The organism is Dictyoglomus sp. DH, assembly GCF_055181375.1.
The window spans coordinates 930,854-950,998 of record NZ_CM143706.1; the positions used below are offsets into that span (position 1 = coordinate 930,854).

20 protein-coding genes, 1 tRNA gene and 1 riboswitch are annotated in these 20,145 nt (G+C 31.5%); of the genes, 15 read left to right on the forward strand and 6 right to left on the reverse strand.

Annotated elements, in window-relative coordinates; translation table 11 throughout:
• Window positions 1-16: 16 nt before the first annotated feature.
• From fusA to proB, 3 genes are read left to right on the forward strand one after another with little or no spacing between them, the layout of a single operon-like run.
• On the forward strand, window positions 17-2,104 hold the full coding sequence (gene fusA, locus ACY3JJ_RS04410; RefSeq protein WP_463092557.1) for an elongation factor G: 2,088 nt from the start codon (window positions 17-19) through the stop codon (window positions 2,102-2,104).
• Complete coding sequence (locus ACY3JJ_RS04415) at window positions 2,101-2,304, forward strand: DUF951 domain-containing protein (protein WP_463082389.1); 204 nt, start codon at window positions 2,101-2,103, stop codon at window positions 2,302-2,304. The genes fusA and ACY3JJ_RS04415 overlap by 4 nt, the downstream gene beginning before the upstream one ends.
• Window positions 2,297-3,406 carry a glutamate 5-kinase gene (gene proB / locus ACY3JJ_RS04420; RefSeq protein WP_463092558.1) on the forward strand — a complete coding sequence of 370 codons (1,110 nt, stop codon included), beginning with the start codon at window positions 2,297-2,299 and terminating at the stop codon, window positions 3,404-3,406. The genes ACY3JJ_RS04415 and proB overlap by 8 nt, the downstream gene beginning before the upstream one ends.
• A gap of 686 nt (window positions 3,407-4,092) precedes the next feature.
• Here the strand turns inward: proB and ACY3JJ_RS04425 are convergent.
• Window positions 4,093-4,167: transfer RNA gene (locus tag ACY3JJ_RS04425), tRNA-Ala, on the reverse strand.
• A gap of 142 nt (window positions 4,168-4,309) precedes the next feature.
• Between ACY3JJ_RS04425 and ACY3JJ_RS04430 the strand changes: the two genes are divergently transcribed.
• Genes ACY3JJ_RS04430 through ACY3JJ_RS04480 form a run of 11 tightly spaced genes read left to right on the forward strand, consistent with a single transcriptional unit; the run spans window position 4,310 to window position 14,872 of the window.
• Window positions 4,310-5,017: an ABC transporter ATP-binding protein gene (locus ACY3JJ_RS04430; RefSeq protein ID WP_463082387.1), complete on the forward strand. Its 708-nt coding sequence runs from the start codon at window positions 4,310-4,312 to the stop codon at window positions 5,015-5,017.
• Window positions 5,010-6,353: a TolC family protein gene (locus ACY3JJ_RS04435; protein ID WP_463092559.1), complete on the forward strand. Its 1,344-nt coding sequence runs from the start codon at window positions 5,010-5,012 to the stop codon at window positions 6,351-6,353. Before ACY3JJ_RS04430 ends, ACY3JJ_RS04435 begins: the two co-directional genes overlap by 8 nt.
• Window positions 6,350-7,399, forward strand: coding sequence for a TolC family protein (locus tag ACY3JJ_RS04440; RefSeq protein ID WP_463092560.1), 1,050 nt, complete (start codon window positions 6,350-6,352; stop codon window positions 7,397-7,399). The genes ACY3JJ_RS04435 and ACY3JJ_RS04440 overlap by 4 nt, the downstream gene beginning before the upstream one ends.
• Window positions 7,396-8,694, forward strand: a complete 1,299-nt coding sequence (locus tag ACY3JJ_RS04445) for an efflux RND transporter periplasmic adaptor subunit (RefSeq protein ID WP_463092561.1) — start codon at window positions 7,396-7,398, stop codon at window positions 8,692-8,694. Before ACY3JJ_RS04440 ends, ACY3JJ_RS04445 begins: the two co-directional genes overlap by 4 nt.
• A gap of 10 nt (window positions 8,695-8,704) precedes the next feature.
• Window positions 8,705-9,925 carry an ABC transporter permease gene (locus ACY3JJ_RS04450; protein WP_463092562.1) on the forward strand — a complete coding sequence of 407 codons (1,221 nt, stop codon included), beginning with the start codon at window positions 8,705-8,707 and terminating at the stop codon, window positions 9,923-9,925.
• Window positions 9,926-9,941: 16 nt separating this feature from the next.
• Complete coding sequence (locus ACY3JJ_RS04455) at window positions 9,942-10,508, forward strand: hypothetical protein (protein ID WP_463092563.1); 567 nt, start codon at window positions 9,942-9,944, stop codon at window positions 10,506-10,508.
• 29 nt (window positions 10,509-10,537) lie between these two features.
• Window positions 10,538-12,016, forward strand: a complete 1,479-nt coding sequence (gene glpK, locus ACY3JJ_RS04460; protein ID WP_463092564.1) for a glycerol kinase GlpK — start codon at window positions 10,538-10,540, stop codon at window positions 12,014-12,016.
• 57 nt (window positions 12,017-12,073) lie between these two features.
• Entirely contained in the window at window positions 12,074-12,712 is a 639-nt protein-coding gene (locus ACY3JJ_RS04465) for a hypothetical protein (protein ID WP_463092565.1), read from the forward strand.
• Window positions 12,713-12,732: 20 nt separating this feature from the next.
• A complete protein-coding gene (locus ACY3JJ_RS04470) occupies window positions 12,733-13,407 on the forward strand; it encodes an RNA polymerase sigma factor (RefSeq protein WP_463092566.1) in 675 nt (224 codons plus the stop codon).
• Window positions 13,397-13,834 carry an anti-sigma factor family protein gene (locus tag ACY3JJ_RS04475; RefSeq protein ID WP_463092567.1) on the forward strand — a complete coding sequence of 146 codons (438 nt, stop codon included), beginning with the start codon at window positions 13,397-13,399 and terminating at the stop codon, window positions 13,832-13,834. Before ACY3JJ_RS04470 ends, ACY3JJ_RS04475 begins: the two co-directional genes overlap by 11 nt.
• Before the next feature lie 3 nt (window positions 13,835-13,837).
• Window positions 13,838-14,872, forward strand: a complete 1,035-nt coding sequence (locus ACY3JJ_RS04480) for a LolA family protein (RefSeq protein WP_463092568.1) — start codon at window positions 13,838-13,840, stop codon at window positions 14,870-14,872.
• Here the strand turns inward: ACY3JJ_RS04480 and ACY3JJ_RS04485 are convergent.
• The 3 genes from ACY3JJ_RS04485 to ACY3JJ_RS04495 are packed head-to-tail and all read right to left on the reverse strand — an operon-like array spanning window position 14,859 to window position 17,494.
• The gene (locus tag ACY3JJ_RS04485) at window positions 14,859-15,509 is read right to left on the reverse strand and encodes an endonuclease (RefSeq protein ID WP_463092569.1); all 651 of its coding nucleotides are present in this window, start codon (window positions 15,507-15,509) and stop codon (window positions 14,859-14,861) included. The genes ACY3JJ_RS04480 and ACY3JJ_RS04485 overlap by 14 nt on opposite strands.
• Window positions 15,506-17,002: a bifunctional phosphoribosylaminoimidazolecarboxamide formyltransferase/IMP cyclohydrolase gene (purH, locus tag ACY3JJ_RS04490; protein ID WP_463092570.1), complete on the reverse strand. Its 1,497-nt coding sequence runs from the start codon at window positions 17,000-17,002 to the stop codon at window positions 15,506-15,508. The genes ACY3JJ_RS04485 and purH overlap by 4 nt, the downstream gene beginning before the upstream one ends.
• An 18-nt stretch (window positions 17,003-17,020) precedes the next feature.
• The gene (locus tag ACY3JJ_RS04495; RefSeq protein WP_463091000.1) at window positions 17,021-17,494 is read right to left on the reverse strand and encodes a bifunctional nuclease family protein; all 474 of its coding nucleotides are present in this window, start codon (window positions 17,492-17,494) and stop codon (window positions 17,021-17,023) included.
• 86 nt (window positions 17,495-17,580) lie between these two features.
• Between ACY3JJ_RS04495 and ACY3JJ_RS04500 the strand changes: the two genes are divergently transcribed.
• Entirely contained in the window at window positions 17,581-18,453 is an 873-nt protein-coding gene (locus ACY3JJ_RS04500) for a DMT family transporter (protein WP_463091001.1), read from the forward strand.
• Here ACY3JJ_RS04500 and ACY3JJ_RS04505 read toward each other — a convergent pair.
• Entirely contained in the window at window positions 18,425-18,958 is a 534-nt protein-coding gene (locus ACY3JJ_RS04505) for an ECF transporter S component (protein ID WP_463091002.1), read from the reverse strand. The two genes, ACY3JJ_RS04500 and ACY3JJ_RS04505, sit on opposite strands and share 29 nt — an antisense overlap.
• A gap of 75 nt (window positions 18,959-19,033) precedes the next feature.
• Window positions 19,034-19,201, reverse strand: a riboswitch (FMN riboswitch).
• A gap of 42 nt (window positions 19,202-19,243) precedes the next feature.
• A complete protein-coding gene (locus tag ACY3JJ_RS04510) occupies window positions 19,244-20,137 on the reverse strand; it encodes a DegV family protein (RefSeq protein WP_463091003.1) in 894 nt (297 codons plus the stop codon).
• Window positions 20,138-20,145 lie beyond the last annotated feature (8 nt).

Genomic DNA, 20,145 nt, shown 5'->3' on the forward strand with positions numbered 1-20,145 from the left:
GGGTTATGAAAGAAAAATGAAATATGAAACTGAAAACTTAAGGAATGTAGGACTCTTTGGGCATGGAGGTGCAGGAAAAACAAGTTTAGCTGAGGCAATTTTATATACTGCAAAAGTAATAGATAGAATAGGTAAAGTTGAAAATGGTAATACGGTTTCTGATTTTGAACCTGAAGAAATAAAAAGAGGAATATCTTTAAGTCTTTCAGTTCTACCCTTGGAATGGAAGGTAAAGAAAATTAATGTAATTGATACACCAGGATATGCAGACTTTATAGGAGAAATCAAGAGTGCTTTAAGAGCAGTAGATAGTATGCTTATTGTAATTGATGCTATTTCTGGAATTCAGGTTCAGACTGAAAAGGTGTGGGGGATAGGTGAGGAAGAGAAGTTACCAGTAGCTTTTATAGTGAATAAACTTGATAGAGAGAGTGCTGATTTCTATGAAAATGTAAAAGCTATTCAAGAAAGATTTGGAGGCAAAGCAATTCCTATATATTTACCCATTGGTAAAGAAGGTAATTTTAATGGTATTATAGATCTTTTAGAGGGTAAAGCATATATTTATAAAGATGAGAAGGGTGAACCAGTAGAGTCTGATATTCCAGTAGAGCTTAAGTCGGATTATGAAAAATATAGACAACAGTTAATTGAAACTATTATTGAGTTTGATGAGGAGTTGCTTCAAAAATATTTAGAAGGAGAAGAGATAGAAAGTGCATTAATAGCTAAAACTTTAAAGGAGGCTTTTATAGGAAGAGAATTATTCCCAATCTTTCCTGTATCCTCTTTTAAAAATGTAGGAGTATCAAAATTACTTGATGCAATAGTTGCTTTCTTCCCAAATCCTTTAGAAAGACCAGCTATACCTGTTGAAGATCTTAAAAAGGGGGAAACAAAAGCTGTACGAATAGGAGAAAAGAATGGCCTTTTGGCTTTTGTTTTTAAAACCTCTGCAGATCCTTTTGTTGGTAAGATAAGTTACATTAGGGTTTTATCAGGAGTGTTAAAGCCAGATTCACCATTATTCAATGTAAATAAAGGAGTACAGGAAAAGATAGGTGGACTTTTCTATCAAAGAGGTAAGAATCAGGAAGTTGCAACAGAGATCAATACTGGAGATATAGGTGTCATAACAAAATTGAAAGAAACAAGTACAAATGAGACTTTGAGTGATAAAGATAATTCAATAAAGGTAGTTCCAGTGGAATTTCCCGAACCTGTTTTTGCGGTTGCAGTAGTTCCAAAGACCAGAGCTGATGAAGATAGGATGAGTTCTGCAATTGCAAGAATTTTAGAGGAAGATCCAACTTTAAGGGTGCAAAGAAATCTGGAAACCAATGAAACATTAATTTATGGGTTAGGAGATTCTCATTTAGAAGTAGTAGTGGAGAGAATGCAGAGAAAGTTTGGGGTAAATGTGACCTTAGGTACACCACAAGTAGCTTATAGAGAAACTATTAGAGCTACTGTCAAAGCTGAAGGTAAAGTTAAAAAGCAGACAGGTGGTAGAGGGCAATATGGTCATGTATGGCTTGAGTTAGAGCCTCTACCTCGAGGTGCTGGATATGAATTTGTAGACAAGATTGTTGGTGGAGTTGTTCCTAAGAACTATATACCTGCAGTTGAGAAAGGTGTTAGAGAAACAATGGAAAAAGGAGTATTGGCTGGATTCCCCGTAGTAGATGTTAGAGTTACTTTATTCGATGGATCTTATCATGAAGTAGACTCTTCAGATATGGCCTTTAAGATAGCAGCTGCAAAAGCCTTCAAAAAAGGTTTTATGGAGGCAAAACCTGTACTTCTTGAACCAATAATGAGTGTAGAAGTTACAGCACCAAGTGAGTATACAGGTGATATTATAAGTGACCTTAATGGTAGAAGAGGGAGAGTAACCCAGATAGATTCCTTGGGTAAACTACAAGTGGTAAAGGCTCTTGTACCTTTGGCTGAAATGCTTAGATATTCATCTGTTCTTAAATCTATTACTCAAGGTAGAGGATCTTATTCTATGAAATTTTCACATTATGAAGAGGTACCAGCAAAGATACAAGAGGAGATTATAGCTAAGGCAAAACCAAGAGCAGAAGAAGAAGAGGAATGATAGAGAAAATTGAAGTAGGTGATATATTAGAACTACCTAAGAAACATCCTTGTGGTGGAAATAGATGGATTGTGCTTTATTCTGGTGTTGATATTAAATTAAAATGTGAAAAATGTGGTCATATAGTTATGCTACCAAGGATTGATATAAAAAGAAAGGCAAAAAAAGTGGGAAAGGTAGAAATAAAAGAGGATGAATAACTGGAAAAGAATTGTTGTAAAGGTTGGTACTTCAAGTATTACTGATGAGAAGGGAAATCCATCGGCAGAGAAGATCCTTTCCTTAGCAAGAGAATGCGTAAAACTTATAAGATCTGGTAAAGAAGTTATATTGGTATCCTCCGGAGCTATTGCTTCAGGAAGAGAAATTATAACTCGTCTCTCTAAGAGAAAGGATCTTCCTGCCAAGCAGGCATTATCTGCTGTGGGACAAGTAAGGTTAATGCAATACTATGCACAAATTTTCTCTATTTTTAAACAACCTATAGCCCAAATACTTATTACGGCAGAAGATATTTATGATAGAAAGAGGTATTTAAATATATCTCAGACCTTTGAGACTCTTTTAGAAGAGAAGATTATTCCTATTGTAAATGAAAATGATACAGTAGCAGTTGAAGAAATAAAGATTGGGGATAATGATACATTATCAGCAAAAGTAGCATGTGCTGTAGATGCTGACGTTTTAGTTATATTGTCTGATGTATATGGTCTATATACAGAAGATCCCAATAAATCTAATGATGCTAAATTGATAAGTGAAGTTTATGAGATAAATGAAAATATTGAAAAATATGCAGGCCCTGGTAAGGGAACTGGGGGTATGTATACAAAGTTAATGGCAGCCAAGATAGTTACAGAGGCTGGGATACCTATGATTCTAACAAAAACAGATATTGAAAATATTTTGGAAAGACTTATCTTAAAAAATGAAAAAATTGGAACTTTTTTCTATCCTCCTGAGAAACATCTGAGTAGAAAAAAGCACTGGATGTTATTTGTGGCGAAAAGTGAAGGGAAGATTTATGTAGATAATGGTGCTAAAGAAGCTATTCTTAAAAAAGGTAAGAGTTTACTTCCAGTTGGGATAAAAAAGATTGAAGGTGATTTTGTAAGGGGGGATACAGTATCTATATTGGATGAAGAAGGAAATGAAATAGGTAAAGGAATTGTTAATTATGACAGCAATGAAATTCAAAACATAATTGGAAAAAACTCTGAAGAAATAAAAGCTATTTTAGGGGATAACTCTTACGAAGAGGTAATTCATAGGAACAATATGGCTCTTATACATCGTGATTAGTTATAAATTGTATTTCCAAAAAATAAAAAAAGATAAAGTTAGGCAAATATTCAGCATTAACAGAAGAAAGAAATAAGTTAAAAAATTTAGGTATATAAGTATATTTAGTTAAAAGGATTTTACTAGATTCATGATACTCAAAAAACATTCTCTATAGTTATGAGAATAAGGATACAAAGTTCCTAAAGAAGTAATTGGTATTTCTATCTTTGACTCTTCAAGAAAAAAAATTATAAAAATATTCTCTAGATAATTAAATAACAAAAGGTAATGTTTAGGAAATTTATCTTCTTAATATTTACATAAATATTTTCTTCTAAGTATTATTCTTCCAACGAAAAATTTAGAGAGGGTTTTATAGCTTTTAGATGAGTATCAATAGATGCAAGCTTAGATACTCTATCCCTTAATGGTGCAATATATTTATTTTATGGAGTATATAGATAGAGTATCTAATGAAACTGAATTTGTAAAAGATGTTTAATGTATCTTTATATCAATAGATAGTTTTGTGACATTTTCCATTTACTTGGGATATGAAGAAAAAATTATCAAGAAAAAATTTCCACGACATAGATTGATTTTTCATTGTCCGCTTGCCTCCTTCAAAAATAGAGGCTAAAATAAATGTTTAATAAAATAAATAAAATGGCGAAGATATAGATGGAAAATATTATTCGATGTTTTGGTGGAGGCGATGGGATTTGAACCCACGTCCTCTTGCATGCGAAGCAAGCGCTCTCCCGCTGAGCTACGCCCCCACCTTATTTAAACCTTTTTAAGTTTAATCAAAACAAAAGGTTTTTGTCAAATTGTTTTAATTTAATTTCATGGAATAACGATATCATTTAAAATGTCTAATTTAATTGGATAAACTATTAAAGAAAGGGTGTGAGAGTAAAGATGGAAGACATTATTGTTTTGGAAGATGTGATTAAGATTTATAAAATGGATGGAGTAGAGACTACTGCATTAAATGGAGTCTCATTAAGGGTTAAGAGAGGGGAATTTATAGCAATAATGGGCCCTTCCGGATCTGGTAAATCTACTATGATGCACCTTATAGGATGTCTTGATAGACCAACATCTGGTAAAATATATTTTGAAGGAAAGGATGTTTCTAAACTTACTGATGATGAATTAGCTGAGATAAGAAATAAGAAAATTGGTTTTGTATTTCAGAGTTTTTATTTACTTCCCCGTTATAATGCACTCCAAAATGTAGAACTTCCTTTAATATACCAAGGAATTTCACCAAAAGAGAGAAGAGAAAAAGCTAAAGCAATTTTAGAAAGAATGGGTCTTAGTGATAGGTTATTTCATAGACCTACTCAACTTTCAGGTGGTCAACAGCAGAGAGTTGCCATTGCAAGAGCACTTGTAGTGGATCCTTTAGTTTTGCTTGCCGATGAACCGACAGGAAACTTAGATACTAAATCCAGTCATGAGATTATGAATTTAATTAGTAGGCTTCATAAAGAAGAAAATCTTACTATTGTTTTAGTAACCCATGAACAAGATATTGCTTCTTATGCTGAAAAAATTGTAAGGATGCAAGACGGAAAAATCGTAGATATAGAGGATAGGAAAAGGGAGATAAGCCATGTATAAGAAACTTCTTTTGATTATGATCATTTTCTTTGTTTTTTTAAATATATCTTATAGCGAAGATTACATAACTATAGACTCTCTTTTACCTCTTTTACAAAAGTCACCCCTCTATGACGTATATAAAAATCAATATGAAAATTCCTTACAGAATTATTACTTATCTCAAGCAAATTTAAAGCCTAATATTACATTTCAAGCATCATATAATCAGGGAGAAACAAAGACTATAATAGGATCATCTACTACTATAAATACAACTCAAAACACAGTTCTATCCTTAAGTTATTCTCAGATTATTCTTCCTTTCGGAGAAGCGGGAATAAATCTAAAATTAGCTGAGCTAAGTTTAGAGCAGGCAAAAAATAATTTTCAAATTAATTATAATGATCTATTTATTCAATTTTTACAATCCATATATAGTCTTTATTTAGCTCAGGAAAAATTGAAGATATATGAAGAAAGTTATAGTTTAGCAGTAAAGCAAAGAGAAGTAGCGGAGAAACAATTTGAGAATAAGGTTATAAATGAAATAAATTTATTGGATTATAAACAAAGGGAAAAATTGGCAGAGATTAATTATAACTCAGCAAAAAGTAATTTAGAATTAGCATATAAGTCCCTTGAAAATCTTTTAGGAACAACCTTACCAAGAGTTCCAGTAAAAATTGATATTAAATATGATGAGATAAAAGACAAGCCTGAAGATCTTTTGAATAAACTTTATGCTAATAACTTAAGTATAAAAAATGCAAGCTTAGATTTGGAAAAAAGTAAGCTTAATTTAGATAAAGCATATCTTCCATCTTGGGGTATCTCATTTAGTGGAAATTACAATACTAGAAATGCATCTTATAATGCCTCCTTTAATACAAAAAACTATCTTTTATCATTTAATACAGATCAAAATTTTGGAGATACAATAAGTTCGAATAAAGAGTCATGGAATATCAAGATTCAGTTTAGTATTCCTATCTTGGATGGAGGAAATAGTAATATAAATAAAACACAGGCAGAACTTTCCTTGAAACAAACGCGGATTAATTTTGAGAAAACTAAGAAAGAGGTAGAACTTAATTTCTGGAAGACCTATTATAATCTAATTCAAGCTCAATCCGTTATAAAACAGAAAGAGATTGCCTTAGAACAAAAGAGACTAAATTTTGAGGCTCAAAAGATAAGGTATAGTTTGGGCTTAGTTACAGATTTGGATTTAAAGAGTTATGAAATAGAATATATGCAAGCCAAGTATGATCTTAATGATGCTATTTTAAATTATAATCTTTTAAGAGTCCAATTAACTAATCTTCTTGGAAATTTAGGGGGTAATCTACTATGAGAAAAGTATTGGCTTTTTTAGTTTTAACATTTTTGGTTCTTACGTTAGGCTATTCTCAAGAATTAAAGATATTAACTTTTGATGAAGCAGTAAATATTGCTTTAAAAAATAATAAAGATATTTTGGTAGCGAAAATAAATTTGGATAATGCAGTTTTTGATTATGAAAATAAAAAGAAAGATCCAACTACTTTAATACTCTCTTTAAAGCAAGCAGAATTAAATGTAAAGCTTGAACAGGTAAAATATAATAATACAAGAATTCAAGTAATTCAAAGTGTTAGAAATGCTTATTTTTCTGTCTTAGAAGCACAAGCACAAGTTAAATTATATAAAAAACAAGTAGAATATTATCTTGAAAATCTGAATGCAGTAAAGCTAAAATTTCAGTTAGGTAATGCAACTGCTACTGATGTTAAACAGGCAGAAATAAATTATTTGTCTGCTCAAAATATGTTAAAATCAGCAGAAAATAATCTCACTATAACTTGGAGTCAGTTTTGGCAAACCTTGGGGGTCTCTCCTATGGAAAATATAACTCTCAAAGAACCAGATCTTGTAGTTTTTAACTTTACGTTAGATAACCTTTTTAATCTTGCAAAAGAGAATTTAACAAATATTGTACAGGCAAGTAATAATGTTGAACTCTATAATTTACAAGTAAAGCTTTATAATAATGAATATACACCAAAAGCAACTCTTTTGTCATCCCAAAATTCATTGGAAAGTGCAAAGATGAATTTAGAACAGGTATTGAATAGTACAAAATTAGCTATAGCTCAAAGGTTAGACCAATTGTATGCAAGTTTGAAGGAAGTAGAATTACAAAAGAGTAATTTGGATCTTGCTAAAGAGAATTACAATATTACAAAAACGCGATTTGAAGCTGGATTAATAACTAAATTAGATCTAATGAATGCTGAAATAAATTTAATAAAGGCTGAAAACAATTATTACTCTTCTTTGCACACATATTTTAGAAATTTGGATAATCTTTCTATGTCTGTAGGAAAAGCACTTTTCGAAGGAGGAGAGGATAAAAAATGAAAAAAAGAAATATATTACTCATTGTTATAGCTATTTTTGTTGTGATTATAACATCATGGTCCATTTTTGGTAGAAATTCAAGAACTTCTTCAAATAAAACTACAATTACCACATATACTATACAAAGAGGAGATCTTTTAGTAACGGTATCTGGCAGTGGAATGCTCGAGGCTGAGAGAAGTCTTGATGTTGTCAGTAAAGTATCAGGGACAGTCATATATGTGATAGAAGAAGGTAAAAAAGTGAAAGCAGGAGATATTCTTGTAAAAGTTGATCCTACAGATTATCAAATATCCTATAATCAAGCATTAATTTCTTATAAAAATGCTGAAAACTCCTATGAACAAGCAAAACTTAATTATGAAACACAAAAAAGAAATTTAGATAAAAACTTAAGTGATGCTCAAATAAGTAGAGATAATGCATTTTTGGAATATAAAAATGCTGAGAAGAATTTAGAAAGGATTAAAGGACTTTTTGAAAAGGGGTTTGCTTCACAGAGTGATTTAGATAATGCTAAACTAACTTTGGAGAAGGCGAAAAATTCCTATACTCAGGCTGAGACAAATTTGAAGATAGTTAAAAGTAATTATGATAATCAACTTAAAAACTTACAAAAAGATCTTGAAACAAGTAGACTTTCTTTTGAAAAGGCAAAATTGGATTTACAAAATGCGAAAAAAAACTTAGAAAATACTATTATAAAAGCACCCTTTTCTGGAATTGTGTCTAATGTGAAAGTAGTAAATGGCCAAATAATTTCAAATAATACTGTTCTAATGACACTACTGGATACAGATAATGTGGAATTAAGTTTAGAAGTAGATGAGACAGACATAGGAAAAGTTAATATAGGCCTACCAGTAAGAGTTACTTTAGATGCTTTTCCTGACGAAGAATTCGAAGGAAAAATAATAAGGATATCTCCTGTTGCAACTATTTCAAATAATATACCTATATTTAAGGTAAGGGTTAAAATACCTAATCCTGATTTAAAATTAAAAGTAGGGATGAGTGCTGATGGAGATATCATTCTTTTAGAGAAAAAGAATGTTTTATTAATACCACTCAGAGCTGTGAAGAAGACAGAAAGAAGAAGTTATGTAGAAGTTCTTAAAGGAAACGGAAACGCTGAACTTGTTAGGGTTACTTTGGGAGAAGATGATGGCACTAGTGTGATTGTGGAAAGTGGTCTTAAAGAAGGTGATATGATTATATTACCATCATCAAGTAATACATCAAGATCTACAAACCAGCAAATGCAGATTAGAATTCTAGGAGTTCCTTTAAGGTAGGTGTGAGAATATGATGATCGTAGAAATACTAAAAATGGCCTTTCATAGTTTCTCGTCAAATAAATTAAGAACATTTCTTACAACTCTTGGGATAATAATAGGGGTCGCAGCGGTAGTAACTTTAATGTCCTTAGGAGAGGGTACTAAATATTCTATTGAAAAGCAATTTACCTCTCTTGGATCTAATCTTCTTACTGTTTTTCCACGATTTGGTAGAGGAGTTGGGCTTGTAAGAGGAGCACCTCGAAGTTCTATTACTAATGATGACTATGAAGTTCTTAAAAAAGAATTGGACAGTTCAAAAGTTATAGCTATAGTACCTTATGCAAACAGAAATGTTCAGGTAAAGTATAAGGCGTCAAATACTAATACTCAAGTTATTGGTACTTCTGCTGATTATATGAGGGTGAGAGAGATAAAGTTAAAGGAAGGAGATTTCTTCAGTGAAGAGGATTATAGGGGGAGTAAAAAAGTAGCAGTATTGGGATCTTCTGTTGCCGAAACTCTTTTTGGGAATGAGGACCCTGTGGGTCAAAGTATAAAAATAGCTGGAATAACTTTTAAAGTTATAGGAGTCCTTGAACCTCAAGGACAATTAGGTGGATTTGCTAACTTAGATGATATGATATTTATACCTTTAACAACCTTTCAACGTAAAATTCAAGGAGGAAATTTTTTAAACAATATATATATTTCTGCTGTAAGTCCTGATGTTATGGATGATCTACAAACCCAGATTGAAGAAATAATAAGAAAAAAGCATAAGATAACAAATCCCGATGAAGATGATTTTATAGTACAGAATCAATTAACTATTCTTTCTTCTTTGAATCAGTCAATGCAAACACTAACCCTCTTTCTTGCAGGAATAGCGGCTATTTCCCTTTTAGTTGGTGGAATAGGTATTATGAATATAATGTTGGTCAACGTTACAGAAAGAATAAAAGAAATAGGTATAAGAAAAGCTGTAGGAGCAAAATCTGGATATATTCTTTTGCAATTTCTCTTAGAATCGGTAGTTGTGTCGGTAGTGGGTGGGATAGTGGGTATTTTATTAGGTATTTTCTTAGCACAAATTATAAAATCATTTTCTGGTCTTTCTGCTGTTGTAACATTAAATCCTATAATCTTATCATTTACAGTATCTGCATTGGTTGGTATATTTTTTGGTTATTATCCTGCAAGAAGAGCTTCTAAATTGAATCCTATAGAGGCTTTGAGGTATGAATAATAAGGAGGTAAATGCCATGAAGAGACTAATTACTTTAATGTTGTTCGTTATATTACTAATAACCTTAGTATATCCTCAAACCCAAACTCAACAACAAAGAAGAAATTTTATGTCTCAAGAGGTTCAATATCTTGTAAGATTAATAAGGGATTTAAGAGAGCTTGATAAAGATAAGAAGGTGGCTATTACAAAAAACCAGGCTCAAAAACTTATTCCTATCCTACAGGAGCTTCTTAAAACAAGTATGCTTCCTAAGAAAGATGCTGATAAATTTATATCAAGAATTGAAGGTGTTTTAACTGATAATCAATTAACCTATCTAGATAAATTACAAATTGAAAGGCAAAAAAGATTGGAAGAAATAAGGCAGAGAATGCAACAAAACCCTCAAGGTTCACAAACAAGTCAAGGACAAGTTAATCCTCAATGGAGAGGACCACAAAATGTTTCTGAGAAAGAGAGACAAGAATTTCAAAAATTTATGGAAGCATGGAGTAAAGGACAACCATTAAATCCTTTTTATCATTTAACTATGTATAAAAAACAGTTGAATGATTTGATAGACTATTTAAGGAAAAAATAAAAAAAATTAAGGAAGAGGGGGAGGTAAATATGTATATTCTTGCATTAGATCAGGGAACTACGAGCTCAAGAGCTATAGTTTTTGATTCCTTAGGTAATATTATTAGTGTGGCCCAAAAAGAATTTCCTCAAATTTTCCCAAGACCAGGATGGGTAGAGCATAATCCTTGGGATATTTGGAATTCTCAAAAAGAAGTAATGATAGAGGCTGTTTATAAATCAGGAATATCACCAAAAGAGATTTCTGCTATAGGAGTTACTAATCAGAGAGAAACAACTATTGTGTGGGATAAAGAAACAGGAGAACCGATATACAATGCAATTGTTTGGCAGTGTAGAAGAACAGCAAATTATTGTGAAGAATTAAAGAAAGAAGGTCTTTCTGAATTAATAAAGGAGAAAACTGGTCTTGTAATTGATGCATACTTTTCAGGGCCCAAGATTAAATGGATATTAGACAATATACCTAACGCAAGAAGAAAGGCTGAAGAAGGTAAGCTCCTTTTTGGTACAGTGGATACTTGGTTAATATGGAATCTTACGGGAGGTAAAGTCCACGTTACAGATTATTCTAATGCTTCAAGAACTATGCTTTTTAACTTAAAAACCTTAGATTGGGATGATGAGCTCTTAGAGATAATGAATATTCCGAGAGTTATGATGCCTAAGGTTCTCCCTTCAAGTTGTGTATATGGGACATGCCATATTATTGACAATTTTGAGATTCCCATATCTGGGGATGCAGGAGACCAACAAGCTGCCCTTTTTGGGCAATGTGGTTTTGAAGAAGGCATAGTAAAAAATACATATGGTACTGGTTGTTTTATTTTACTGAATACGGGCAAAAATATTAAATATTCGTCTCAGGGTCTTATTACTACTATAGCTTATGGGTTAGGAGATGATATCTACTATGCCTTAGAAGGTAGTGTTTTTATTGCAGGGGCAGTAATACAATGGCTTAGGGATAATTTAGGAATTATAAAGAATTCTTCAGAAAGCGAAATTCTTGCAAAGAGTGTTGATGACAACGGAGGAGTGTTTTTCGTACCTGCATTTGTAGGGCTGGGAGCGCCTCACTGGGATATGTTTGCGAGGGGGCTAATTATAGGAATAACCCGTGGAACTCAGAAAGAACACATTATAAGAGCAGCTTTAGAAGCTATAGCATATCAAACCCAAGATGTTTTAGAACTCATGAGTGAAGAGACTGGTATAAAAATTAGAGAGTTAAGAGTTGATGGTGGTGCTTCTGCTAATAATTTTCTTATGCAATTTCAGTCTGATATTTCTAATATAAGAGTTATAAGACCTCTTATTACTGAAACCACATCCTTAGGTGCAGCATTTTTGGCAGGTCTTGGAATAGGTTTATGGAAAAGTACTGATGAACTCAAGCATTTATGGAGAGAAGAGAAAATTTTTGAACCCTGTCTCTCAGAGGAGAAAAGGAGAGAGCTTTTAAAGAAATGGAAAGAGGCTGTTAGAAGAGCTAAAAATTGGGAATAAAAAACAGTAATTTTCGTCATAAATTATGTGAAAAGATATTGGGAAAGGGGTGAGAATATGAAAAGACTAAAGTATGTTGTAGGAATCTTAATAATACTTTCCCTTATTTCAAATATTATTTTTGCTACTCCAAATCATAAAGGTCCGATGCTTTATAGAGAAAAAGTTATGATATTAGACAGAAACAGATATACCTTTGGGCTGGGAGTTCTTATTTCTCAAGATTTAAAGAATCTTTTAAGAGAAAGAAATAGAATACAAGCTGAGATCCAGTTGCTTTTAAGAGAAGAAAAGATTGATTCTGAAAGATTACAGCAAAAGATTAATGAATTAAAAATTTTGAATAACAAGATATATGAAGAATGGAAGAAGAATTTACTGTCTTTCCTTGATAAGAGTTTAAAGCTTAAAGAAGAACAGAAGGTAAAAGTTAAGGCTATTTTTGATAAGTATCTTGATGCTTTAAAGGAATTAAGATTACAAATAAGAGAAAAGACTTTACAAGCAAGAGCTTTTGGAAGTCAAGATAAGGAAAAATTAGAACAATTGAAAAAAGAGATTAGAGAACTAAGGATAAAAGAAAAGGATACGAAGAAAGAAATGTGGAAAGAGATAAGCAATGTTTTAGATAAAGGGGATGTGGTAAGATTAAGATACTTGTTAATGATATATAATAGAAAGGCTCCTAAATTTTGATCTGAAGGGAAGGAAAAATTATGTATAGAGAATTAGTTAGTGTGATTAAGGGAAAGAAAACTATATCTGATAGTGAATTAAAGCCCTTTTCCTCCCTTTCTGAGGAGGAAAAGGGCAAGTTATCTGATCATGCTCTTCTCTCTTATATCAAAAGTGGAGATAGAGAGGCCTTCTCTATCCTTGTAAAAAGATACGAAAAGAAAATCTTGAATATTCTTTATCTTCAACTTGGAAATATTCCAGATTTAGAGGATCTTGTACAAGAGGTATTTATAAAGGCCTTTAAAAGTATTAATAGTTTTAGAGGAGATTCAAAGTTTTCTACATGGCTCTATAGAATAACGATTAATATTGCTTATGATTATAGAAGAAAAAATAAAGAAGTATATTCCTTAGATAATTCAATAAATGAAGAAGATGATAATACATTTGGAAGTATAATAGCTGGAGATACAAAGGATCCTTTAGATACGGTAGAAAAGGAAGATATGAAAAGTAAAGTACGTAGATTAATAAAGGAGCTTCCTAAGGAATATCAGGAAGTTTTAATACTTAGGGAATATGAAGGATTGTCATATGAGGAGATAGCTAAAATACTAAATTGTCCTGTTGGTACTGTAGAATCAAGACTCTTTAGAGCGAGAAAAGAATTGAAAGAGAAACTATTAAAGGAAGACGTAAATTATGCAATGTAAAGAGGCCAAAAGATTGATATCGTCATATATTGATGGTGAAATCTCTCCAGATAAAAGGAGAGAGTTTGAAGCTCATCTTTTAACTTGTCCTGATTGTAGAAGGGAATTAGAAATGATGGAGAAAATAGTGAAATTAATCCATGAACTTCCTGAAATTGAACCTTACGAAGAATTGTCAGATAAAATCTGGGTAAAATATACCTTAGAGAAAGATGAATTTTTAAAGAACCCGTTCAGAAAATTCCTTTTAATTCTTGGTTTTATTGCTTTCTTCGGTGCAATTATCTTTCTTGCACAGAATTATTTTAAATCTCAGAGTTTTGATAAAAACATATATAGTTATTATAACTTTCACGGAAAAATGAGTACTTCAATAAATGAAAATACTTTGGTCGATCTTGTACTTTATCAGTATAGTGGAAAATGAGTAATGAAAAGGATATTTGTACTGTTTATAAGCCTCTTTTACATTACAACTGTTTTTGCTGAAGATCCTTTCGAAATTATTAGAAATTATGAAAAAAATAATGGTATAGTACCATTTTCAGGCATAGAGGTTTCTATATTATTTGATGATCCTAATTTTGAGAAAACAAGTATTGCTAAGGTTTATTCTAATGGTAATTATCTTTTTAGAAAAGATTATTTATCACCACCCTTTCTTTTGGGTAGAGTAGTTATAGATAATGGAAGATATCAATATGATTTTGACCCTAAAATTAATGTGGTAAGAATTTCTCCTTCATCTTTTATCATAAGAACTAAAGATGAGATAGAAAGACAAATAAAATTAATAAGGAAAAATTATATTGTTACTATAGAAAATGAAGAGGTATTTTTAGGCAGGAGGGTATATGTTATTCTATTCGTTTCTAAATATACTAAGAAACTCATAAGTAAAATGTGGATAGATAGTGAAAAATATATATCTTTGAGAACGGATAAGTATAATAGTAATGGAAAAATTGTGGGAAGAACGATGTTTATAGAGATCAATTTTAATCCTAAGTTCTCTGAGAATTTTTTTAATCTTGACTTTATAAGAAATAAGAATACGAAAATAGAGGAGAGTAAATTAGTCGAGGAAAAAATTAATAATGCAAAAGTACCTTTTGAGCTTCCTTTAGGATATATGCTTATTAAATTTTATTCTATATTAGAAGATAATGATAAAATAACCCATTATTATAAGTATTCAGATGGAGTTTCTGATTTATCCCTTTTTGAGGGCAATATTCCTTTTAGACCTACTGGACAGCTTATTATTATTGATGATACTCAGGTATTTTTTGCATCTAATATTCTGTGGAAATCTATAGTTTGGAAGAAAGATAATAAATACTATCTTCTCGTGGGTGATATTCCTGATAGTTATGTAGAAACAATTTTTATAAAAGTAATGAAAGAATTATCCATAAGAGAAATAAAAAAGGAACCTTTAGAAAAAGCTTTTATCCAAAAGTAGGGTTTAAATATAAAGTCTTTTTAAGAAAACATTTATCATTGCATCTTCTACATTTTCTTTTACCATGTTCTATAATCAATGCGTGATATTCTTGATATAGTTGGTAAATTGGGAATAAAGAGTTGTGAAAAATTTGTTGCCATTTCTCATAAGGTAATTTGTAGTCAAAAAGTCCAAGGCAGTGAAATAATCTTTTGTTATAGTTGTCAATTACAAAAACAGGTCTATTTAATGCATATAATAAAATGGAATCTGCGGTTTCCATACCTATACCATTTATGTTTAAAAGTTCTTTTCTTAAATATGATGTGGGATAAATGTTCATCTTGGATATGTTCCCTTCAAATTTATTAATGAAAAACTCTATAAAACTTTTAAGTCTTTTTGCTTTTATTTTGTAAAATCCACATGGTTTAATAAAATTTGACAAATCCTTTTCAGAGATGTTGTAAATACTATAAGGATCAAGGAGATTATGTTTTTTTAAATTACTAATTGCCTTTTCCACATTATTCCAACTTGTGGCCTGAGTAAGAATAGCTCCTACTATTACTTCAAAGGGAGTTTCAGCAGGCCACCAATGTTGAGGACCATATCTATCAAAAAGAATTTTAAAAATCTCTTCTATTTGGTTCAATGTCTAAAATGTCTGGTATCTATCATGACTAATATGATTCTATTTTTCTCTGCTTCTTTTATTACTTCCTCATCTCTTATGGACCCTGATGGTTGAATTACAGCCTTTATTCCGTATTGGGCTGCAAGAGTTATGGAATCTGGAAAAGGAAAGAAGGCGTCAGATGCAAGATAAGCTCCTTTTGCTTTTTCTCCTGCTTGTTCTAGTGCTATTTTTACTGAATTCACTCTATTCATTTGTCCAGCTCCAATTCCTAAGGTTTGTTTGTTTTTACTAACCACAATAGCATTTGATTTAACATGTTTTACAATTTTTAAAGCAAAAAGTAATTCTTCTATATCATTTTCATCAGGTTTTATAGATGTTTTTACTTCATAGTTATTCATCAGTACATTATTGAAGATTTGAATTAAGAATCCTCTCCTTAAAGATCTTATCTCAAAAGGATTCTCTGGGATATTTTCTTTATATATTAAAACTCTTAAGTTCTTTTTAGCAGAAAGAATATTTTTAGCTTCTTCTGTAATACCTGGTACTACTACAATCTCAAAGAAAGATTTTGTTATCTCTTTTGCTGTATTTTCATCTAAAATAAAATTACATGCTATAATTCCACCATATGCTGATACAGGATCACTTTCCAGGGCTTTTAAAAAGGCTTTAGTGGGGTTATTGTCAGAAGCTACACCGCAAGGATTGTTGTGCTTGATAATTGCTACGGTGGGCTCTGTAAATTCTTTAACTAAATTCCAAGCTGAATCCATATCTAAGAGATTATTATAGGATAATTCTTTTCCTTGAAGTTTCTCAAAAGGTGTTTCTTGATAAGGTAAAGTATAAAATCCTGCTTTTTGTTGAGGATTTTCTCCATACCTTAAATCTATTTTCTTGCTTAAATTAAGATTTATATTTTCATAAAATTCTTTAGATAAATAGGAGGATATAGTTTGATCATATATGGAGGTAATAGAAAAGGCTTTAATAGCCATCTCTCTTCTAAATTCAATATCATTCCTATTTTCTCTTAAATATTGAATTACTTTCTCGTAATCTTCAGGGGATGGGACTACAAGAACATATGGAAAGTTCTTTGCAGCTGCTCTTAAAAGGCTTACACCTCCAATATCAATGTTTTCTAATGCTTCTTCTAAAGATACATCTTTTTTAGAAATAACTTTTGCAAAAGGATAAAGGTTGCAAACAACAATATCTATTAAAGGGATGTTTTCTTTCTGTATATCTTCTATGTCTTCTTTTTTATCTCTTCTAGCCAAAACTCCTGCAAATATTTTGGGATGAAGGGTCTTAACTCTTCCACCAATTAATTCTTTGAAACCTGTATATTCAGATACTTCTTTTACTTTAAATCCTTTCTCCCTTAGATATTTAGCAGTAGAAGAAGTTGCAATAATCTGATATCCATGGTTAATTAGTTCAAAGCAAAGGTTCTCAATTCCAGTCTTGTCATAAACACTAATGAGAGAGAATGGCATTAGTATATAACCTCCTTCTTATTGTTTTTTGAATTCTTCAGGATTTAAATCTCGTAATAGTTTTGTTAATTCTTCTTCTGCATTATATTCCTCTACGAAACCAGCTTCTTCCAATACCTGAGAATCTACATAAATGGGAGATTGAGTTCTTAAAGCAAGAGCCATAGCATCAGAAGGTCTGGAGTCGATTTCTAATATTTTATCGCTTACATTTAAGAAGATGGTCGCATAAAAAGTATTTTCTTTTAGGGAGTGTATATAAACTTTATCTACCTTTGCATTTAAAGATTCAATTATATTTTTTAGAAGGTCATGGGTAAGAGGTCTCCCTATATCTATTTTTTCCAAAGCAATAGCAATAGCATTTGCTTCAAAAGGACCTATCCATATTGGGAGGAATCTTTTCCCTTCTGGCTTTTCTCTTAAAAGAACAACAAACTGATTGGTTTGAGGATCTAAACTTAGCCCTGCTATATAAACCTCAACCATCATGATAATTCACCTCTTTTGATTGACCTTTTATCATATCTTAACCCAGATATGCTTTTTTGTAAATCATTGTGATATAATTCTGCTGTATGATAAGAAAATTGGAATTTAAAGGTACATTAATTTTAGTTTTTGTAACATTAATATGGGGAAGTACATTTTCTTTGATGAAGATATCTTTAAAATATCTTACTCCCTTTTTTCTTTTATCTGCAAGATTCTTTTTGGGAAGTCTATCTTTAAGTATTTATTTCATAGCTCAAAGGGATCCTTTAACAATAAATTGGGCAGGATCAATTTTAGGAATTATTAATTTTTCAGCTATAGCTTTTCAAACTTTTGGATTAAGATCTACAACTGCCACTAAAGGTGCTTTTATAACTGGGCTTTCTGTTTTAATGGTACCATTTTTTGAAAGAATATTTTTGGGAAGTAAAATTGGTGTTAGATTATGGTTTTCGGTTTTTATAGGCTTTTTAGGATTAACTATGCTTACTGTCGATTTTAAGCAAATTGGTTATGTAAATTGGGGAGACTTCCTGGTTTTTATTTGCGCATTACTCTATGCTATCCAGATTGTCTATATTGCATATGTAGTTCATAAAAAAGAAGTTTTAGATCTTGCTTTTTCTGAACTCTTTTTAACAGCGATTTTAGCATTATTGTTCCATATTTTTTTTGAACCAGGAAGTCTCCCTTTAAAAAATATTTTTATATCTTTTCTTCCTGTTTTTTACTTAGGTACTATTGCTACTTCTTTAACTCTGACACTTCAACTTATAGGTCAAAAGTACCTTACTCCTACGAAATCAGCCTTAATATATAACTTAGAACCAGTTTTTGCTACTGTTTTTGCCTTTTTTATATTAAAAGAATCATTATCTTTTATTCAGTTTATTGGAGCTTTTCTTATACTCTTAGCTTTGTTCATTTCTAGTCCTTCTTCTCCAATAGATAATTAGTTAATGTATTTATGGAGGAAATAAGATAAGCAATAATTGAATTGACACCAGCCTTAATTAAATTAAATGGAATTATCACTGGAATAATTAATGGAATAATACTACTTCTTGGTACTCCTAAGTAGATGGGAGTGAGTATTAAATTTGCAATTGCCATTGTTATAGCCATACTTATTGTTCCAAAAAATAGAGATAGAATTTTATTTTTTGTTTTTCTGTATAATATGCCAGCTACTGTTATTAAGGTGCCTGTGGCTATAAAATGCATAAGAGCTCCTATAGGTCCACCTTGGCCTGTGAATATGGCCATCAAAATTGCCACAATAAGAGTTGTAAGAATACCCTCCGAAATACCATAATACAAAGCTATTAATAATAAGGGAATATCTCCTGGATCATACAATAAATAGGGGGCTTGGGGGAGAATGGGGAAATAGATTGTTATTGATAAGATGATAGATAAGGCTGTTAAGATAGAAATTGTTGTAAGCTTTTTAGTGGTCATGCTATCAACCTCCTTTTTTTGAATTAAAAAAGCCCTAGGGGTATTTACCCCCAGGGCTCCTTTTACAAATAAATAAATTACCTTCTCCCATCCGGACTATACCGTCGGCCCTGGATTCTCACCAGGTCTGCAAGCCAAAAGGCTTGCTCGCAGGCTTAGGTATCTCTTGTAGAGATACCATCACTGCCGGTCGGGAATTGGGAAGAGCTTTATCTCTTCCCTCACCCTGCCCCGAAGGTAATACCTTGCCGATAATTTTAAATTAAATTATGGTTTTTGTCAAATTTACTCTATGGAAAGGGATGATGGATAGGCAATTACACCTACAGTGCCAGGTCCAGAATGAACACTTAGAGCCGCTGATAGTTTATTAATAATTACTTCTTTTATTTCAAAATGTTTAGCAATTTCTTCTTTTAATTTCTGTACCTCTTCCCATGCATTTGCATGAAGTAATCCTATATTCAAACTGATTTTTTCTTTAAAAAAATCGTGCATATGAGATATAATTTTTTGATAAGCATTAAGCCTTCCTCTGGCTTTATCTAAAGCAAAAAGAACTCCCTCTTTGTCAATTGATATTATGGGATTGATATTTAATATTTCAGCTAAAAGATACTTTGCTTTACCTATTCTTCCACCAGCTGCAAGATATTTTAGTGTTTCATTAGTAAAAGCATGAAATAAGTTATCTCTTATTTTTTGGATATGTTCTACTACTTCTTTTAGAGATAATCCTTTTAATGCAGCTCGAGCAGCTTCTATAGCCATAAACCCAGTTCCTAATGAAACACTTTTAGAATCTATAACTTCTATTTCATAATTTGGATTTTCCTCTTTTAGTATAGATTTTGCTGTACTGGCTGATTGAAAAGCACCGCTTCCCCATGATGTTAAATGTATGCTTAAAACAGAAAGGCCATCTTCTAAGATTTTTTTAAATGCTTCGTAATATTCTCCTACACCAGGACATGCTGTTTTAGGAAGGTTATTTTCTGGAGCCTTTTTTAGATATTCCCAAACATCTTCAGGCTGAATATCAACATTTTCTTCATAAGATTTTCCATCCATATGAATATAGTAAGGAATTATATTAATATTAAGCCCTTTTCCTATCTCAGTAGGTATATCAGACGTAGTGTCTGTTACCACTTTAAATTTTATTATGTTCTTATCCATAGTTACCT

What these genes read in the sequence shown, in the direction of transcription:
- fusA (WP_463092557.1), top strand. Translation starts at nt 17, where the DNA reads ATGAAATATGAAACTGAAAACTTAAGGAATGTAGGACTCTTTGGGCAT.
- ACY3JJ_RS04415 (WP_463082389.1), top strand. Translation starts at nt 2,101, where the DNA reads ATGATAGAGAAAATTGAAGTAGGTGATATATTAGAACTACCTAAGAAA.
- proB (WP_463092558.1), top strand. Translation starts at nt 2,297, where the DNA reads ATGAATAACTGGAAAAGAATTGTTGTAAAGGTTGGTACTTCAAGTATT.
- ACY3JJ_RS04430 (WP_463082387.1), top strand. Translation starts at nt 4,310, where the DNA reads ATGGAAGACATTATTGTTTTGGAAGATGTGATTAAGATTTATAAAATG.
- ACY3JJ_RS04435 (WP_463092559.1), top strand. Translation starts at nt 5,010, where the DNA reads ATGTATAAGAAACTTCTTTTGATTATGATCATTTTCTTTGTTTTTTTA.
- ACY3JJ_RS04440 (WP_463092560.1), top strand. Translation starts at nt 6,350, where the DNA reads ATGAGAAAAGTATTGGCTTTTTTAGTTTTAACATTTTTGGTTCTTACG.
- ACY3JJ_RS04445 (WP_463092561.1), top strand. Translation starts at nt 7,396, where the DNA reads ATGAAAAAAAGAAATATATTACTCATTGTTATAGCTATTTTTGTTGTG.
- ACY3JJ_RS04450 (WP_463092562.1), top strand. Translation starts at nt 8,705, where the DNA reads ATGATGATCGTAGAAATACTAAAAATGGCCTTTCATAGTTTCTCGTCA.
- ACY3JJ_RS04455 (WP_463092563.1), top strand. Translation starts at nt 9,942, where the DNA reads ATGAAGAGACTAATTACTTTAATGTTGTTCGTTATATTACTAATAACC.
- glpK (WP_463092564.1), top strand. Translation starts at nt 10,538, where the DNA reads ATGTATATTCTTGCATTAGATCAGGGAACTACGAGCTCAAGAGCTATA.
- ACY3JJ_RS04465 (WP_463092565.1), top strand. Translation starts at nt 12,074, where the DNA reads ATGAAAAGACTAAAGTATGTTGTAGGAATCTTAATAATACTTTCCCTT.
- ACY3JJ_RS04470 (WP_463092566.1), top strand. Translation starts at nt 12,733, where the DNA reads ATGTATAGAGAATTAGTTAGTGTGATTAAGGGAAAGAAAACTATATCT.
- ACY3JJ_RS04475 (WP_463092567.1), top strand. Translation starts at nt 13,397, where the DNA reads ATGCAATGTAAAGAGGCCAAAAGATTGATATCGTCATATATTGATGGT.
- ACY3JJ_RS04480 (WP_463092568.1), top strand. Translation starts at nt 13,838, where the DNA reads ATGAAAAGGATATTTGTACTGTTTATAAGCCTCTTTTACATTACAACT.
- purH (WP_463092570.1), bottom strand. Translation starts at nt 17,002, where the DNA reads ATGCCATTCTCTCTCATTAGTGTTTATGACAAGACTGGAATTGAGAAC.
- ACY3JJ_RS04495 (WP_463091000.1), bottom strand. Translation starts at nt 17,494, where the DNA reads ATGATGGTTGAGGTTTATATAGCAGGGCTAAGTTTAGATCCTCAAACC.
- ACY3JJ_RS04500 (WP_463091001.1), top strand. Translation starts at nt 17,581, where the DNA reads ATGATAAGAAAATTGGAATTTAAAGGTACATTAATTTTAGTTTTTGTA.
- ACY3JJ_RS04505 (WP_463091002.1), bottom strand. Translation starts at nt 18,958, where the DNA reads ATGACCACTAAAAAGCTTACAACAATTTCTATCTTAACAGCCTTATCT.
- ACY3JJ_RS04510 (WP_463091003.1), bottom strand. Translation starts at nt 20,137, where the DNA reads ATGGATAAGAACATAATAAAATTTAAAGTGGTAACAGACACTACGTCT.